Source organism: Chryseobacterium sp. BLS98 (genome assembly GCF_001045445.1).
Lineage (GTDB): Bacteria > Bacteroidota > Bacteroidia > Flavobacteriales > Weeksellaceae > Chryseobacterium.
The window spans coordinates 67,760-83,844 of record NZ_LFNF01000003.1 but is presented as its reverse complement, the minus strand read 5'-3'; the positions used below and the strand labels follow the sequence as shown (position 1 = coordinate 83,844).

At 37.8% G+C, this 16,085-nt stretch carries 17 protein-coding genes; 16 read left to right on the top strand and 1 reads right to left on the bottom strand.

Going from position 1 to position 16,085, the window contains the following annotated elements:
• The first annotated feature begins 1 nt into the window (after position 1).
• The 7 genes from ACM40_RS11500 (at position 2) to ACM40_RS11470 (ending at position 7,971) form a co-directional block, all read left to right on the top strand.
• A complete protein-coding gene (locus ACM40_RS11500; protein ID WP_048502963.1) occupies positions 2 to 1,207 on the top strand; it encodes an ABC transporter permease in 1,206 nt (401 codons plus the stop codon).
• Between the two features lie 70 nt (positions 1,208 to 1,277).
• Positions 1,278 to 3,074 (top strand): endonuclease, encoded by a 1,797-nt coding sequence (locus tag ACM40_RS11495; protein WP_048502962.1) that lies wholly within the window; start codon positions 1,278 to 1,280, stop codon positions 3,072 to 3,074.
• Positions 3,075 to 3,136: 62 nt separating this feature from the next.
• Positions 3,137 to 3,874 (top strand): shikimate dehydrogenase family protein, encoded by a 738-nt coding sequence (locus ACM40_RS11490; RefSeq protein ID WP_048502961.1) that lies wholly within the window; start codon positions 3,137 to 3,139, stop codon positions 3,872 to 3,874.
• A 75-nt stretch (positions 3,875 to 3,949) separates the two neighbouring features.
• Positions 3,950 to 5,752 (top strand): DUF349 domain-containing protein, encoded by a 1,803-nt coding sequence (locus ACM40_RS11485; protein WP_048502960.1) that lies wholly within the window; start codon positions 3,950 to 3,952, stop codon positions 5,750 to 5,752.
• Between the two features lie 62 nt (positions 5,753 to 5,814).
• A complete protein-coding gene (gene ribD, locus ACM40_RS11480) occupies positions 5,815 to 6,849 on the top strand; it encodes a bifunctional diaminohydroxyphosphoribosylaminopyrimidine deaminase/5-amino-6-(5-phosphoribosylamino)uracil reductase RibD (protein WP_048502959.1) in 1,035 nt (344 codons plus the stop codon).
• A 91-nt stretch (positions 6,850 to 6,940) separates the two neighbouring features.
• Positions 6,941 to 7,141: a hypothetical protein gene (locus tag ACM40_RS11475; RefSeq protein ID WP_048502958.1), complete on the top strand. Its 201-nt coding sequence runs from the start codon at positions 6,941 to 6,943 to the stop codon at positions 7,139 to 7,141.
• Positions 7,142 to 7,368: 227 nt separating this feature from the next.
• Positions 7,369 to 7,971 (top strand): IMPACT family protein, encoded by a 603-nt coding sequence (locus tag ACM40_RS11470; protein WP_048502957.1) that lies wholly within the window; start codon positions 7,369 to 7,371, stop codon positions 7,969 to 7,971.
• Here the strand turns inward: ACM40_RS11470 and ACM40_RS11465 are convergent.
• Positions 7,968 to 8,678, bottom strand: a complete 711-nt coding sequence (locus ACM40_RS11465; protein WP_185097191.1) for a zinc metallopeptidase — start codon at positions 8,676 to 8,678, stop codon at positions 7,968 to 7,970. The two genes, ACM40_RS11470 and ACM40_RS11465, sit on opposite strands and share 4 nt — an antisense overlap.
• 105 nt (positions 8,679 to 8,783) lie before the next feature.
• Between ACM40_RS11465 and ACM40_RS11460 the strand changes: the two genes are divergently transcribed.
• The 9 genes from ACM40_RS11460 to ACM40_RS11425 all read left to right on the top strand — a co-directional run bounded on the left by ACM40_RS11460 (position 8,784) and on the right by ACM40_RS11425 (position 16,067).
• Positions 8,784 to 9,908: a GNAT family N-acetyltransferase gene (locus tag ACM40_RS11460; protein ID WP_048502956.1), complete on the top strand. Its 1,125-nt coding sequence runs from the start codon at positions 8,784 to 8,786 to the stop codon at positions 9,906 to 9,908.
• Between the two features lie 156 nt (positions 9,909 to 10,064).
• Entirely contained in the window at positions 10,065 to 10,241 is a 177-nt protein-coding gene (locus tag ACM40_RS20585) for a FeoB-associated Cys-rich membrane protein (RefSeq protein WP_165579307.1), read from the top strand.
• A 121-nt stretch (positions 10,242 to 10,362) separates the two neighbouring features.
• Complete coding sequence (locus ACM40_RS11455; protein WP_048502955.1) at positions 10,363 to 10,734, top strand: NADH-quinone oxidoreductase subunit A; 372 nt, start codon at positions 10,363 to 10,365, stop codon at positions 10,732 to 10,734.
• A gap of 104 nt (positions 10,735 to 10,838) precedes the next feature.
• Positions 10,839 to 11,399 carry an NADH-quinone oxidoreductase subunit B gene (locus ACM40_RS11450; RefSeq protein ID WP_034712360.1) on the top strand — a complete coding sequence of 187 codons (561 nt, stop codon included), beginning with the start codon at positions 10,839 to 10,841 and terminating at the stop codon, positions 11,397 to 11,399.
• Between the two features lie 5 nt (positions 11,400 to 11,404).
• Positions 11,405 to 11,899, top strand: a complete 495-nt coding sequence (locus ACM40_RS11445; protein WP_048502954.1) for an NADH-quinone oxidoreductase subunit C — start codon at positions 11,405 to 11,407, stop codon at positions 11,897 to 11,899.
• A gap of 74 nt (positions 11,900 to 11,973) precedes the next feature.
• Complete coding sequence (locus tag ACM40_RS11440) at positions 11,974 to 13,197, top strand: NADH-quinone oxidoreductase subunit D (protein ID WP_048502953.1); 1,224 nt, start codon at positions 11,974 to 11,976, stop codon at positions 13,195 to 13,197.
• Between the two features lie 102 nt (positions 13,198 to 13,299).
• Positions 13,300 to 13,809 carry a complex I 24 kDa subunit family protein gene (gene nuoE, locus ACM40_RS11435; RefSeq protein ID WP_040996940.1) on the top strand — a complete coding sequence of 170 codons (510 nt, stop codon included), beginning with the start codon at positions 13,300 to 13,302 and terminating at the stop codon, positions 13,807 to 13,809.
• A 12-nt stretch (positions 13,810 to 13,821) separates the two neighbouring features.
• Positions 13,822 to 15,180: an NADH-quinone oxidoreductase subunit NuoF gene (nuoF, locus tag ACM40_RS11430; RefSeq protein ID WP_048502952.1), complete on the top strand. Its 1,359-nt coding sequence runs from the start codon at positions 13,822 to 13,824 to the stop codon at positions 15,178 to 15,180.
• A gap of 8 nt (positions 15,181 to 15,188) precedes the next feature.
• Entirely contained in the window at positions 15,189 to 16,067 is an 879-nt protein-coding gene (locus tag ACM40_RS11425) for a hypothetical protein (RefSeq protein WP_117614867.1), read from the top strand.
• The last annotated feature ends 18 nt before the right edge of the window (positions 16,068 to 16,085 follow it).

The window sequence follows — 16,085 nt, the reverse complement described above, 5'->3', positions numbered from 1 at the left end:
CTTGAAGAATATTGCATTTTATATAGCATCCAGATACCTTTTGGCTAAAAAAGGAAGTACCGCCGTGACCTTTATTACCTGGCTTTCGGTAGGTGCAATGACGGTTGCTGTAACGGCAATGTTCGTTATTATATCAGTATTCTCAGGCCTCGAAGTCCTGAACAAAGACCTTATCTCCAATCTTCACTCGGACCTGACTCTGAAAAGTATCTCGGGAAAAACGGTGAAAGACATGGACAAGGTTACATCTGTTTTAAAAAACGACAAGGCAATCAGCAGTTTTTCCCGTGTCATTGAGGAAAAAGTGTATGTGAATTATAAAGGTAAGGGCGATATTGCTTATTTGCGGGGTGTTGATTCCGCTTACACCAAAGTCAATCCTATTGATAAGGATGTATTCTACGGTACCTATCCAAGTTTCAAGTACTCTAATGAAGTACTGATGGAAACCAACCTTCACAACAGGCTTTCAATTCCTATAGATTCCTCAGGCAATTATGCAACCGTTTTTATGCCTAAACCTGGAACCGGGATCATTAATAAAGAAGAAGATATCTATAATAAAAGAGACTTCCTTGTAACAGGTGTTTTCCCAGGAAAAGAACAGCTTGACAGCTATATCATTGCCCCGATAGAACTTACAGAAGAATTACTAAGTCTTCCCAAGAAGTCAGCCTATCAGATTGTCATTAAACTAAACAATCCGGAAAATGCTGACGCTGTAAAACAGAGTCTTCTTACCTCACTGGGCAAGAATATCGAAATAAAGACCAAGGAAGAAGAAAACGCAGCTTTCTGGAAGATGATCAATACAGAAAAAATGTTCATCTATTTGATTTTTGCATTGGTGATTTTTATTACAACCTTTAATCTGGCCGGAGCTATTATTATTCTTCAGCTTGATAAAAAAGAACAGTCAAGATCCCTTATTTCACTTGGGTTCCCGATCAGCCATTTAAGAATGACCTATTTTTATACCGGCCTTCTTATCGTAATCTCGGGAGTCATCTCAGGACTTATTCTAGGAACGCTGCTTTGCTATTTCCAGCTTTATACGGAATTTTTCAGAGCTAATGAATTACTTCCTTTTCCTGTAAAAATTGTCGGAAAAAATTACCTTATCGTAGCATTCACCGCTTCCCTGTTCGGAATTATTATTTCATGGTTTTTCTCTAAAATCAGCAAAGATTATATTACTAAAAGTTAATATGACGAATTTAAAATAAAATATACTTCACTTTCAATTTTTTGTACCTTTACGGCCCAATTTTTTTGAAATGAAACAAATTTTATCTTTTTTCTTATTAAGTTTTGCAATTATTTTTGCATCAGCACAGGCACCAGCCGGTTATTATGACAATGCTGCAGGCTTTACGGGTGCTCAACTTAAAACGGCACTTAAAACTATAATTACACAAGGACATCAGGACAATGGCTATAATGGCCTATGGACGGGCTATGCAACAACAGACCGTGACTATTTTTATGAAAATGACGGAACTATTCTGGATATTTATTCTGAAAATCCAAATGGACCGGATGTTTATTCATATACCTTAGGCACAAATCAATGTGGCGGTAGTGGTTATAACAGTGAGGGTGACTGTTACAACAGAGAGCATATTGTACCTCAAAGCTTATTCAATGAAGCTCATCCAATGGTAGCAGATATTCATTTCATACGTGCTACAGATGGGAAAGTAAACGGTATGAGATCGAACTATCCATTCGGGAAAGTACAAAATGCTTCTTTTACTTCGTATAACGGTTCTAAACTTGGAAATTCAGCATCACCAGGATATGGAGGAACAGTATTTGAACCTATCGATGCTTTCAAAGGTGATGTAGCGAGAATGATCTTCTATTTTGTAACGAGATATGAAGATGGTCTTGCTGGGTTCAGTACAGGAAATATGCTTGGCGGATCAGCCTTTCCTGGTCTTCAGACATGGGAGCTGAACCAGCTTTTAGCATGGCATGCTGCAGATCCTGTATCTGCCGAAGAAATTGCCAGAAATAATGCATCTTATACATATCAGGGAAACAGAAACCCGTTTATTGATAATCCCGCTTACGTTAACCAGATCTGGGGAACACCGGTTGCTGATACACAGGCTCCTACTGCTCCTACCAACCTTATTACTCAAAATCCTACATCCAATACGATTTCTTTAAGCTGGACGGCAGCTACAGATAATATCGGGGTTACAGGTTATGATGTATATGCTAACGGAGTATTCAAAATGACAGTTTCAGGAACTACTGCCATTGTTCAGGGATTGGCACCGTCTACTACTTATACTTTCTATGTGATTGCTAAAGATGCTTCCGGAAATTCTTCTCCGCAAAGTAACAATGCAGATGGAACAACTTTAGCAGGACAGCCCGGAAATACCAACTGTGGAACAGAAACATTTAGTAATATTCCAGCTGCGGACTCAGGCTATTTAACCAGGACATGGACCAGTAATAATATTTCCTGGACTGCTACCTCTGCAAGAACCGATGAAACTATTAACGGAAAAGCAATTACCATCAGAAATGGTAGTTTAACAAGTTCCACCATTACAGGAGGTATTCAGAATTTAGAAATAAAAACCCAGCTGAAATATGGAAGCACAGCAGGAACGATGAATGTGTTAATAAATGATATACAAGTCGGTACAATATCTTATACAGCAGACAAAACAGTATCCACATTAAACATCAATAATATTAATGTAAGCGGAAATGTCGTGATCAAGATTGTTAACCCTGTATCTTCCAGCGGAAACAGAGTAGCATTAGATGATCTTACGTGGACATGTTTTGGTACATTAGGAACTTCAGAGGTGAAAAAAGACAAATCAGAATTCACCATCTACCCTAACCCGATAAAAAACAATGAATTATCTGTAAAAGGTGAAAACTTAAGTAAAATTTCAAAAGCTGAGATTTATGACCTTTCCGGGAAACTCATCGAAGTGATTGCAAATCCGTTTAAAAATTCCAACAAAATCCATCTTAAAGGGCTTGTAAAAGGAAATTACATCTTAAAAACAGACAGTTTCTCTACCAAGTTCATAGTAGATTAAACCGTAAAAAAATATTTGATAACAAAGACCGATATATTCGGTCTTTTTTTTATTTTTGATGTATGGATTCCAATAAAAAACTAGGTCTGATAGGAAAAAATATCTCCTATTCCTTTTCCAAAAAATTCTTTGAAGATAAGTTCCTGAAGCTGATGCTGAAAAACTTCACCTACGATATTTTTGACCTGAACGAAATCAATCAAGTGGAAGGTCTGCTTTCCGATCCTGAACTTTTAGGCTTCAACGTTACCATTCCCTACAAAGAAAAAATTGTGGATTACCTTGACGGTCTTAGTGACGAAGCAGAAAAAATTGGCGCTGTTAACTGTGTTTTGATTAAGGACGGAAAAAAAACAGGTTACAATACCGATGCCTTCGGCTTTGAAAAAACACTTCTTCTCCACAAGAAATCATATCAGGACAAAGCTTTGATTCTAGGAAACGGTGGGGCTGCAAAAGCGGTGAAATATGTGATGGATAAACACGGAATTCCATCTATCATTATTTCCAGAAATTCTGAAATTAATTTCAGTAACCTGGACAGCGACACGGTACGCGATCACAAAATTATCATACAATGCACACCGGTAGGTACGTTCCCTAATGTTGAGGACTGCCTTGAATTTCCTTTTGAAGGAATCACTTCCGAACACCTCATTATAGACCTGATCTACAACCCGAATTACACCCGATTCATCATCAATGCATCAGAAAAGGGAGCCAAAACAGTCAATGGGTATTATATGCTTGAACAGCAAGCAGAAAAAGCTTGGGAAATTTGGAATTTTCAAAAAAAATAACCTAAATTAGTACCTTAATTGACTTTACAGCTATATACAAAAGGATATTAACGCCACTCACATAAAAGATTTGCTATGACTACAGAAAACAATCTTTCTGAAAACGAAGAAAACAAAAATTCTAATGAAGTATCTCCGGAAGAAACCTCTCAAACACCTGCATTTCCAACTGAAAATACTCAGGATGATGCAGAACATTTAGAGGAAGACCATGTTGAAGATATCTCCTTGGCTGATGCTTTGAAAGAAATGGAAACCATTATCAACTCACCTAATGCCGGTGAAAATTTCAAAAGATTCAATCAATTAAAAGAAAAAGCAAGTCATTACATTCATGATGAAGTGGAAGACAAGAAGCATGAATACACAGAAGGCGGAAATGCTCCTGAAAATTTCAGCTACGAGCATCCTTTACAATCCAGACTTTCTGCTTTAATCAATATTTTCAGAGAAAAGCATGACAGCTATCAGAAATCTCAGGACGAAGAGCAAAAGAAAAATCTAGAACACCGTCAGAATATCATAGAAAGATTAAAAAACCTTTATACCAATTCTGAACCGGGAACCAACCTCTTCAAATCCATCCGTGAGATCAAAGAAGAATGGTCAAAAGCCGGCCAGGTGGCAAAATCTGAATTCAAAATACTGAATAACAATTACTTCCATCACCTGAATCAGTTTTATCAGATGCTGGATTTGAATAAAGAATTTCTTGAGCAGGAATTCAGCCATAATCTGGAAAAAAGACAGCATATCATTGCCCGTGCCAAAGAACTGGAAAATGAGCCTGTAATTCAGAAAGCGCTGAACGAACTTCAGTATCTTCATAAGCTATGGAAAGAAGAGGCTGAACCTGTAGCTGAAGAATTCCGTGAGAAAACATGGGAAGAATTCAAAGAAATTTCCAACAAGATTCACGAAAGAAAATCTGAACTTTCAGCAGCTATTGAAGGAGAGCAGAACAGCAATATGGAAAAGAAAAACCAGATCATAGCGGAAATTAAAAAACTGTCCGAGCCTTCTGAAACGCCAAACCACAGCTATTGGCAGAATGCAATCAAAAGAGTGGAAGATCTCCGTACAGAATTCTTAAAAACAGGAAGCGTTCCAAGAAAACTGTCCAACCAAAACTGGAATGATTTTAAGACTACCCTAAGAGGTTTCAATACAACAAAAAACAATTATTATAAATCCCTGAAAGGTTCCCAGCAGGCCAATCTGGATGAAAAATTAAAACTGATCCAGACTGCACAGGATAATATGAACAGTGAAGAATGGGATATTGCCGTTCCTTTGTTTAAAAAACTTCAGGAAGACTGGAAAAAAATCGGACATGTTCCAAAAAGCATGACCAATAAAATCTGGGATGAATTCCGTGATGCGTGTAACACATTTTTCAATAATTACAGAGAGAAAAACAATGCCTCCAACGACAACTGGAAGGAAAATTACAAGCAGAAAAAAGAAATTCTTGAAGATCTGAAAACCGTTTCCAACGATGAGGGCAGTATCGAAAGAATAGAAGCTATAAAAACGGCATGGAACAATATCGGTAAGGTACCGAGAGACAAAATCTCCATCAATACTGAATTCAACAGAGCTTTAAGAGAAAAACTGAAACTGAATAAAATCAACGAGCTTGAGCTGAAAGAAGAAGGATTAACAGAAAATCAGCTTACAGACAAAGCAAGAAAGATCAAGAGCCAGATTTCTGATCTTGAAGCCGAAATTGTAAAGCTGGAAAACAACCTTGCATTCTTCAACAAACCGTCAAGAGAAAATCCTCTTCTGAAAGATACATTCAATACAATCGATGAGAAGAAGGCCCATCTGGAAACCTTAAAACAGAATCTTCACAATATCATTACCGGAGATTAATTTATCAAACAATATAAAAAGGCGAAGCAAAGAAATTTGTCTTCGCTTTTTCTTTTTACCTTATGAATACCGACGAATTATATATAAAAAGGTGCATTGAACTGGCTCAAAAAGCCCTTGGCAAAACATATCCCAACCCTCTCGTAGGCAGCGTGATTGTTCACGAAGGAAAGATTATCGGGGAAGGCTACCACCATAAAGCCGGAGAAAACCATGCAGAGATCAATGCTATCAATTCTGTAGAAGATAAGAGCCTGATCCCGGAATCCACGATTTATGTTTCTCTTGAGCCATGTGCCCATTATGGAAAAACGCCCCCCTGCGCCTTGAAAATTAAGGAGCTTGGCTTTAAAAAAGTAGTCATTGGCGCTATGGATTCCCATGATAAAGTGAATGGAAAGGGAAAAAAAATTATCCAGGACGCTGGTATTGAAGCCATTTCAGGAATACTTGAAAAGGAATGCATTGAACTGAATAAAAGATTCTTTACCTATCACGAAAAGAAAAGGCCTTATATTATCTTAAAATGGGCAGAATCTGGAGATGGCTTTTTAGATAAAGATTTCCAGCCTACCGCCATTTCAAATTCGCTCGTCAATCAGTTTGTACATCAGTTAAGAGCCGATGAACATGCCATATTGGTAGGAACACAGACTGCCTTAAATGACAATCCAGGTTTGACGGTAAGAAATACTGAAGGAACAAATCCGGTGAGAATTCTCATTGATTTTGATCTAAAAGTTCCAGGTGATTTCAATATTTATAATAAGGAGGCGAAAACCCTTATTTTTAATTCAGTTAAAGAAGAAAATCAGGATAATATTCAATTTATTAAAACAGGAAAAGAAAATTTCTTACCCAATTTAATGCACGCATTATATAAGGAACAAATTCAATCCATAATTATTGAAGGCGGAAGATTTACATTGCAGGAGTTTATTAATGCTAATCTTTGGGATGAAGCTATTATTATTAAAAATGAAAATCTAAAACTGGAAAACGGAACAAGAGCTCCACAGTTTGATTGTAAGCCTGACCAGGTTTTAAACTTCAGAGATAATGTAATTGAAAAATACATAAAAAAATCAATTTCATAAAAATTAATTTTAACATAATAAAATAATTCAATTCTATCACGTTTTACATGTAAATAATTCATTAATTTGTTATACAAATTAAAAAAATGTTATGAAAAATTTAAAAAATGTAAAAGGCGCAAAAACGCTTACAAGAAATGATCAAAAGTCGATTATTGGAGGGTTTAACCAATGTGGTGCACCCTCGTTACCCAATCAAGGATGCGGACCCGATCAATGCTGCATAGGAACTGCCTGTCATCCTATTTCAGATGCCGGCCAACAATGGGGACTATGTAATCCGCCTGCATAACCTAACCAACATGCTGTGAAGACTAACATTATTTTGACACACTTTAACTATAATTGATAAAGATATCAGTTATAAAAATTACTTCTTAATCCTTCTTTTCTAATCTAATAAATACAGAAAGAAGGATTTTCTACATTTTCATCCGTAATAAATATTTAAAGAGCATTCCAGCTCTTTTTTATTTATTATAAAGCGTAATTTTGTAAAAATAAATCGGAAAGGCATAAATGTTCGAGTTCAAGACCATAGAAAAACCCATAGAAAATATTTTATTAAAAGAAAAAGGTAGCAAGTTTATCGGATTTGCCTTCCCCGTCAATAATGAAAAGGAACTGAAAACGGCATTAGATAAAATCAGGGCAGAGCATCCCAAGGCTACCCATCACTGCTACGCTTTCAGAATGGGCATGGAGGGAGAAAATTACCGTGCCAATGATGATGGGGAACCTTCAGGAAGTGCCGGCCTTCCTATCTATAATCAGCTTCTGGCCCATGAAATAACGAATGTTCTCGTCATTTCAGTCCGCTATTATGGTGGGACAAAACTTGGCGTTTCGGGATTGGTAAAAGCCTATAAAGAATGTGCCAAGCTCACGCTTGAAGAGGCCCATATCATCACGCGTGAGCTTGAAACGGAAATTGAAATTCAGTTTAACTTTAATCAGCAGAACACCATTTTCACCCTGCTTTCGAAATTTGATGCAAAGGTCCTGAATTTTGATGCCAATGAAAACTGTGTTCTTACCGCTTCCTTAAAATTGGCCCAAAAAGAAAGCATCTCAGAGAAATTATCCGAGATGCAGTATGTTTCATTTGAATTTACAGATTAATCCCTCCTGCTCCCAAGCAATAGAGATCCCCAGTATAAAAGCTGTGCCAAAGATCCGATAGCTGCTACGACATACGTTCTTGCCGCCCATTTCAGGCTGTCCTGAACCCCGGCAAATTCTTCCTGAGTAACGGTTCCTGTATCCTTAAGCCATTTCATAGCCCTGTTACTCGCATCATATTCCACCGGAAGTGTTACAAAAGCAAAAAGCGTGGTCATTGCAAACATGGCCACTCCTATCGCCAGAACCGTAGTATTACCGTTTGGATCATCAATAGATCTCGTTGCTGCCATAATTGCGATACCGGCAATAAGGACAAACTGCATCAAATTAGAACTTATATTAACAACAGGAACCAGTTTTGAGCGCAGATTAAGCATTGAATATCCCACCGCATGCTGCACTGCATGTCCGCACTCATGGGCTGCTACAGCCGCAGCCGCAGCATTTCTCTGCATATAGACTCCTTCTGAAAGATTAACTGTTTTATCTGCCGGGTTATAATGATCCGTCAGCTGACCGGGAACAGAAATTACCTGTACATCATTGATTCCGTTATCTCTAAGCATTTTTTCTGCCACTTCTTTTCCCGAAAGGCCATTTCTGAGATGGACATTGGAATAATATTCAAATTTCGATTTCAATCTGGACGAAACCCACCAGCTCACCAGCATTGAAATACCGATAATGATATAATAACCCATCATTTTATATAGATTTTTGTGTTTAAAATTTAATCATAATGATGTAAAAACTGTGCCAAAGTATTACATTTTATTATCTATATTTGCTCTTTAATTACCCTCTAAACTATGTCTAAAGTTTCAGTTATTGAAGTGAAAAACCAAGATGAATTAAAAAAATTCGTAAGGTTTCCAATGGATCTTTATAAAAACAATCCTTATTATGTCCCTTCCTTTATCAAAGACGAATTCAAAATCTGGGACGAAAAGGAAAATCCGGCACTGAATTATTCAAAATCGAAACAATATCTTGCACTGAAAGACAATAAAGTAGTTGGAAGAATCGCAGTTATCATCAACCATAAAGAAGAAAAGGAACTTGGCATCAGAAAAGTCCGCTTTGGATGGATTGATTTTATTGATGATAAAGAAGTTTCTAAAGCGTTGATTCAAAAAGCTATAGATTATGCCAAAGAAAACAATATAGACAAGATCGAAGGGCCAATGGGCTTTACCAATCTTGATAAGGCTGGAATGCTCACTATGGGATTCGACAAATTAGCTACTATGATCGGAATCTATAACCATGAATATTACCCTAAGCATTTGGAGGACCTTGGAATGATCAAAGAAAAGGAATGGGTAGAATATGAAATGAATTTTCCGAAAGTCCTTCCTGAAAAGGTAGAAAAATTCAGTTCACTGATTGCTCAGAAATACAAGCTTAAAGTACTTAATTTCAAATCAAAGCAGGAAATTTTGCCGTTTGTAGAGCCTATGTTTAAACTGCTTGATGAAACTTATAAGCATCTTTCAACCTACACTCCTATTTCAGACGAACAGATCAAAACTTACAAAGAAAAATATTTTCCTTTTATTGACAAAAACTACGTAATCTGTGTGGTAGATGAAAATAATGAACTCATTTCATTCGCCATTACAATGCCTTCTTATTCAAAAGCTTTGCAGAAATCAAAAGGCAAATTATTTCCTTTTGGATGGTGGCATTTTTTACAGGCAGGAAAGAAAAACGACCGGGCTAATTTTTATCTGATAGGAATTCACCCTGAATATCAGAGACGTGGCGTGACGGCCATCATATTCAAAGAAATTTTTGTGCGCTTTACCAGTATGGGAATTCAATTTGCTGAAACCAATCCCGAACTGGAAGAAAATAAAAGCGTTCAGCTTCTGTGGCAGGATTACAACCCCGTGAACCATAAGAGAAGAAGAACATATTCCATGACTATATGACAATAAGTAATGAGTTATTAGTAGACTTATTTGATATCTGAAACTAATAACTCAAACTTTACAAGCTCGAAATTCAAACCATCCATCCAACACTAAACTTCAACCCAAAACCCGAAACCCGCATCGCGAAAACCCGAACATCACAACATCCACCCCATGAAACCACATCTCATTGTCTTCGCTATTCTTATTGCCATATTCATTGCTTACAATTTCTTCTTCCGTATCGAGGACGACAGGATGAATACCATTGTTAATATCATACTGGCCAGCATTCTTTTTGGATACATAGCATTCATGGCCTATTCCCTCCTCAAAAAAATGAAGAAATAAACACTATTTTTATTGATTCTAAATTACCACTTTTCCCCATTTTCATCCCACTTTTAACCTGATTAATTTCATGCTTTCTTGTTTATTCGCTAAATTTGCAAATTGAGATAATAATGCAAAAATGAATTTACCTGAAAGTTATATTCCAATCCTTATTCAAGCAGGTGTAGCTATCGCATTCGTAGCCGTTTCTTTGCTTGGAGCCCATTTTCTGGGACCGAAACAGAAAAAAGGAAATTCTGTGAAAAACCAAAGCTGGGAATGTGGAGTTCCTGTAGAAGGAAATGCGAGGACGCCATTTTCCATTAAATACTTCCTGACTGCGGTATTATTCGTGCTATTCGATATTGAAATCGTATTTTTTTACCCGTATGCGGTTAATTTCAGAGAATTCGGAATGGAAGGATTCCTGGCCGTACTTACATTCGTCGCAATTTTCTTCATGGCGTTTTTCTATGTTTGGAAACGTGGTGCATTGGATTGGGACAAATAGAGAAATTAAAAATTTTAAATTAAAAATTTTAGATGGGGATTTTGAATTAAATCAATGAGAGTTAATTTAAAATCTAAAATTTAAAATCTAAAATCATCTACAAGATGTCAGATAAAAAACCAGTAATAAGAACAGATGCACCTGCTCCGGAAGGATTTGAAGGAGAAGGGTTTTTCGCAACGAAACTGAGCAGTGTAATCGGGATGGCAAGAAAGTTTTCACTTTGGCCGTTGCCTTTTGCAACCTCTTGTTGTGGTATCGAGTTTATGGCTACCCTGAACCCTACCTATGATGCTTCAAGATTTGGTATGGAAAGAAACTCTTTCTCACCAAGACAGGCAGATATGCTGATGGTTTGCGGAACCATATCCAAAAAGTTAGGACCTGTCCTGAAAGAAGTTTACACTCAGATGGCCGAGCCAAAATGGGTGGTTGCTGTTGGAGCCTGTGCTTCCAGCGGTGGTATTTTTGACACATACTCTGTATTACAGGGAATTGATAAAATTATTCCGGTTGACGTGTACGTGCCGGGATGCCCTCCGAGACCGGAACAGATCATCGAAGGGGTAATGCAGGTTCAGGCCCTTGCGGAAAGCGAAAGCATCAGAAGAAGAGATATGCCTGAATACCAGAAACTATTAGATTCTTACAACATAAGCAACTAACGGAAATGACAAACGAATTTGTATTAGAAGCAATCACAAGAGAATTTCCGGAATCTGTCATTTCAAGCTCAGAACCTTATGGGATGTTAACGATTGAGGTGAAGAAAGATGATATCAAAAAGATCATTCACTATCTGAAAGACTCATCGTTAGGATTCAATTTTCTTACCGATATCTGCGGGATTCACTATCCTGAATTTCCGGACAAGGAAATTGGTGTAATATATCACCTCCATAATATGATGGACAATTTCAGATTACGTCTGAAAATCTTTATGTCCAGAGAAAACATTGAAGTGGACTCCCTTGTGGAATTATTTGCAGGAGCCAACTGGATGGAAAGGGAAACTTATGATTTCTACGGAATTAAATTTAAAGGACACCCTGATCTGAGACCTATCCTGAATATGGAAGATCTCGGGTACCATCCGATGCTGAAGGAATACCGACTTGAAGACGGTACCAGAACAGATAAGAACGATGATATGTTCGGAAGATAAAAATAATGCAGTAAGCAATAAGCAATAAGCAGTAAGCTTAAAGCCTAGTGCCTAAAGCCTAAAGCATTTAAATTATGAAAGATAACTCATTATCTAATATACTTAACCAATACGAAAGTAAGGAGCAGATTGACGGGCAGCTTTACACCCTCAATTTAGGACCTACCCACCCGGCAACTCACGGAATCTTCCAGAACATCCTAACGATGGATGGGGAAAGAATCCTTCACGCAGAGCAAACCGTAGGATATATCCACAGAGCATTTGAAAAAATTTCCGAAAGAAGAAATTATGCTCAGATCACTACCCTTACAGACCGTATGAATTACTGTTCTGCACCCATCAACAATTTAGGTTGGCATATGACAGTTGAAAAGCTCATCGGTGTCAAAGTTCCGAAGCGTGTAGATTACATGCGTGTTATTTTAATGGAGCTGGCAAGAATCGGTGATCACCTGATCTGTAACGGAGTAACCGGGATGGACTCAGGAGCAATTACAGGTCTTACCTACATGTTCATCGAAAGAGAACGTATTTATGATATGTACGAGCAGATCTGCGGAGCAAGAATGACCACTAATATGGGAAGAATTGGAGGTTTTGAAAGAGACTTCACTCCAAAATTCCATGAGTTGTTAAAGGATTTCCTTAAAACTTTCCCGCCAAGATTCAAAGAATTCTGTACATTATTGGAAAGAAACAGAATTTTCATGGACAGAACTATTGGAGCAGGAGCCATTTCTGCAGAAAGAGCATTAAGCTATGGCTTCACAGGTCCGAACTTACGTGCAGCAGGAGTAGATTATGATGTAAGAGTTGCACAGCCTTATTCTTCTTATGAAGACTTCGACTTCATTATTCCGGTAGGAACTGCAGGTGACACCTACGACCGTTTCATGGTCCGTCAGCAGGAAATCTGGGAATCTATTAAAATTATCAAACAAGCATACGAAAACCTTCCTGAAGGACCATTCCATGCGGATGTTCCGGATTTCTACCTTCCTGAAAAGGCAGATGTTTATCAGAAAATGGAAGCTCTGATTTACCATTTCAAAATTGTAATGGGAGAAACAGACGTACCTAAAGGAGAAGTTTACCATGCTGTAGAAGGAGGAAACGGAGAATTAGGATTCTATCTGGTGAGCGACGGAGGAAGAAGCCCTTACAGACTTCACTTCAGAAGACCATGTTTCATCTACTATCAAGCGTACCCTGAAATGATCACAGGTTCTGTAATTTCAGATGCGATCGTTACCATGTGTAGTATGAATATCATTGCGGGAGAATTAGACGCATAAAATTGTAAAAAGTATCATTGTAAAATGTATTAATGTTTTACAATGATTAAAATAAATAAGTCATTAGTACATTGTACATTGTACAATAATACATTCAATAAAATGAGCGAAACAATAGCTTTTAAACCGGAAAGTTTAGAACAGGTACACAAAATTATCGCAAGATATCCTGAAGGAAGACAAAAGTCTGCTCTTCTTCCTGTACTTCACTTAGCACAGAAAGAATTCGGAGGATGGTTAGACGTTCCTGTGATGGATTATGTTGCTGAATTATTAAGTATCAAGCCAATTGAAGTATATGAAGTAGCTACTTTTTATACCATGTTCAATATGAAGCCGGTTGGTAAATATGTTTTGGAAGTATGCCGAACGGGACCTTGCATGGTGTGCGGAAGCGAAAAAATCCTTGATCATATCAGAACAAAACTGAACATTAAGGACGGGGAAACTACCGAAGACGGTATGTTTACCTTAAAACCTGCTGAATGTCTTGGAGCTTGCGGATACGCACCCATGATGCAGCTTGGAAAATTCTTTCATGAAAATTTAACGATAGAAAAAGTGGACGAAATCCTTGATCTTTGCAGACAGGGACAGGTTGCTTTAGATTAATTAAAATATACGATGAGTAAAAAACTTTTACTTAAAGACGCACATATAGAAGGCATCCGTTACTTTGAAACTTACCGTAAACAGGGAGGTTATACTGCAGCAGAAAAAGCCTTGAAAATGACACCCGATGAAATCCTTGAAGAAGTAAAAGCTTCCGGACTTCGCGGACGTGGTGGAGCAGGATTCCCGACAGGGATGAAATGGAGCTTCCTGGCAAAACCTGAAGGCGTTCCAAGACACCTTGTGGTCAATGCCGATGAATCTGAGCCAGGAACTTTCAAGGACAGATATTTAATGGAATTCCTTCCTCATTTATTAATTGAGGGAATGCTCATTTCATCTTACTGCTTAGGATCAAACACTTCTTATATCTACATTCGTGGAGAATATTCATGGATTCCTGATATTCTTGAAGAAGCTATTGAAGAAGCTAAAGCAGCCGGATTTTTAGGTAAAAACATCTTGGGAACAGGTTTCGACTGTGAAATTTATGTTCAAAGAGGTGGTGGAGCTTATATCTGCGGTGAAGAAACGGCATTGCTTGAATCTCTTGAAGGTAAAAGAGGAAACCCAAGATTAAAACCGCCATTCCCGGCTGTAAAAGGGCTTTGGGAAAGACCAACGGTGGTAAATAACGTTGAATCCATTGCAGCTATCGTTCCAATCATTGATATTACAGGAGCTGAATACGCTAAAATCGGGGTTGGAAGATCTACAGGTACAAAATTAATTTCCGCTTGTGGAAACATCAATAAGCCCGGAGTTTACGAAATCGATATGACCATCACCGTAGAAGAATTCATCTACTCAGATGAATATTGCGGCGGTATTAAAGATGGAAAAAGATTAAAAGCCTGTATTCCAGGGGGAAGTTCCGTTCCTATTGTTCCGGCTAATTTATTACTGAGAACTGTGAACGGAGAACCAAGATACATGAACTATGAATCGTTGGCAGACGGTGGTTTTGCTACCGGAACCATGATGGGTTCAGGAGGTTTCATCGTTTTAGATGAAGACCAGTGTATCGTGGAACACACCATGACTTTGGCGAGATTTTATAATCACGAAAGCTGCGGACAATGTACTCCTTGCCGTGAAGGTACAGGATGGATGTACAAGATTTTAAAGAAAATTGAAAAAGGAGAAGGAAAAATGGAAGACATTGACCTTCTTTGGGATATCCAGAGAAAGATCGAAGGAAACACGATCTGTCCGCTGGGGGATGCAGCAGCTTGGCCGGTTGCAGCAGCAATCCGTCATTTCAGAGACGAATTCGAGTGGCATATTAAAAACCCGGAATTGTCTCAGACACAAAACTATGGATTGGCAAATTATGCAGATCCTATTCCGGCTGTTGAAAAAAATGCATAGCTAAAAAGATGAAGAAGTTATTGGTTGTCGGCTTAATGATGTCGGGGTTTGCTTTCGGGCAAATAAAACAGGATACATTAGACAAAGAATATAAACTGGAGATAGCTCCAAAGAAAGAAAAAAAACAGAAACCCAATCCTTTAAGCAAGAAAGGTCAGGTGTTTGTTTTTTACGGATGGAACAGAGGGGCTTTTAGCAATTCTGATATCCATTTTACCGGAAACGGTTATGATTTTCAGCTGAATAATGTACAGGCGAGAGATAAACCTACTAAATTCGGAATCGTTTATATCGATCCAAGCTGGTTTACCGTAACGCAATATAATTTCAGGCTGGGATATTTTATCAAAGATAATTTAGCCCTTGTTTTAGGGATAGATCATATGAAATATGTAATGAAACAAGACCAGACGGTTGATTTTTCAGGTACAATTTCAGATCCGAAATATGCAGGAATGGTACAAAATGGACAGGTTAATTTAGCTGACACACAGTTTCTTACTTTTGAGCATACGGACGGATTGAATTATGAAAATTTAGGTCTTGAGAAATACAGGAATCTTATTCATAAGAAAAATATAGATCTGGTATGGTCTTATGGAGCAGGAATCGGAGTAATGTTTCCGAAAAGTAACATCAAGCTTTTTGGAAATGAAAGAAGCGACCGTTTTCACGTAGCAGGGATGGGAACCGATCTTAGAACCAGCCTTAACATGGTTTTCTGGAAAAACTGGATGATCAGGGCAGAGGCTAAAGCCGGATATATCAATATGTGGGATATCAAGACTACATTAAATAATAAACCGGATAAAGCACGTCAGGATTTTGTTTTCGGACAGGTCCTTGCAGGCATCGGATATACATTTAACACGAAGAAGTATAATTAAAATAGAGCTTAACGCCTT

Coding starts and splice junctions, on each gene's coding strand:
- ACM40_RS11475 (WP_048502958.1), top strand. CDS start 6,941: ATGAAAAATTTAAAAAATGTAAAAGGCGCAAAAACGCTTACAAGAAAT.
- ACM40_RS11495 (WP_048502962.1), top strand. CDS start 1,278: ATGAAACAAATTTTATCTTTTTTCTTATTAAGTTTTGCAATTATTTTT.
- ACM40_RS11490 (WP_048502961.1), top strand. CDS start 3,137: ATGGATTCCAATAAAAAACTAGGTCTGATAGGAAAAAATATCTCCTAT.
- ACM40_RS11460 (WP_048502956.1), top strand. CDS start 8,784: ATGTCTAAAGTTTCAGTTATTGAAGTGAAAAACCAAGATGAATTAAAA.
- ACM40_RS11440 (WP_048502953.1), top strand. CDS start 11,974: ATGAAAGATAACTCATTATCTAATATACTTAACCAATACGAAAGTAAG.
- nuoF (WP_048502952.1), top strand. CDS start 13,822: ATGAGTAAAAAACTTTTACTTAAAGACGCACATATAGAAGGCATCCGT.
- ACM40_RS11485 (WP_048502960.1), top strand. CDS start 3,950: ATGACTACAGAAAACAATCTTTCTGAAAACGAAGAAAACAAAAATTCT.
- ACM40_RS11470 (WP_048502957.1), top strand. CDS start 7,369: ATGTTCGAGTTCAAGACCATAGAAAAACCCATAGAAAATATTTTATTA.
- ribD (WP_048502959.1), top strand. CDS start 5,815: ATGAATACCGACGAATTATATATAAAAAGGTGCATTGAACTGGCTCAA.
- nuoE (WP_040996940.1), top strand. CDS start 13,300: ATGAGCGAAACAATAGCTTTTAAACCGGAAAGTTTAGAACAGGTACAC.
- ACM40_RS11445 (WP_048502954.1), top strand. CDS start 11,405: ATGACAAACGAATTTGTATTAGAAGCAATCACAAGAGAATTTCCGGAA.
- ACM40_RS11425 (WP_117614867.1), top strand. CDS start 15,189: ATGAAGAAGTTATTGGTTGTCGGCTTAATGATGTCGGGGTTTGCTTTC.
- ACM40_RS11455 (WP_048502955.1), top strand. CDS start 10,363: ATGAATTTACCTGAAAGTTATATTCCAATCCTTATTCAAGCAGGTGTA.
- ACM40_RS11450 (WP_034712360.1), top strand. CDS start 10,839: ATGTCAGATAAAAAACCAGTAATAAGAACAGATGCACCTGCTCCGGAA.
- ACM40_RS20585 (WP_165579307.1), top strand. CDS start 10,065: ATGAAACCACATCTCATTGTCTTCGCTATTCTTATTGCCATATTCATT.
- ACM40_RS11465 (WP_185097191.1), bottom strand. CDS start 8,678: ATGATGGGTTATTATATCATTATCGGTATTTCAATGCTGGTGAGCTGG.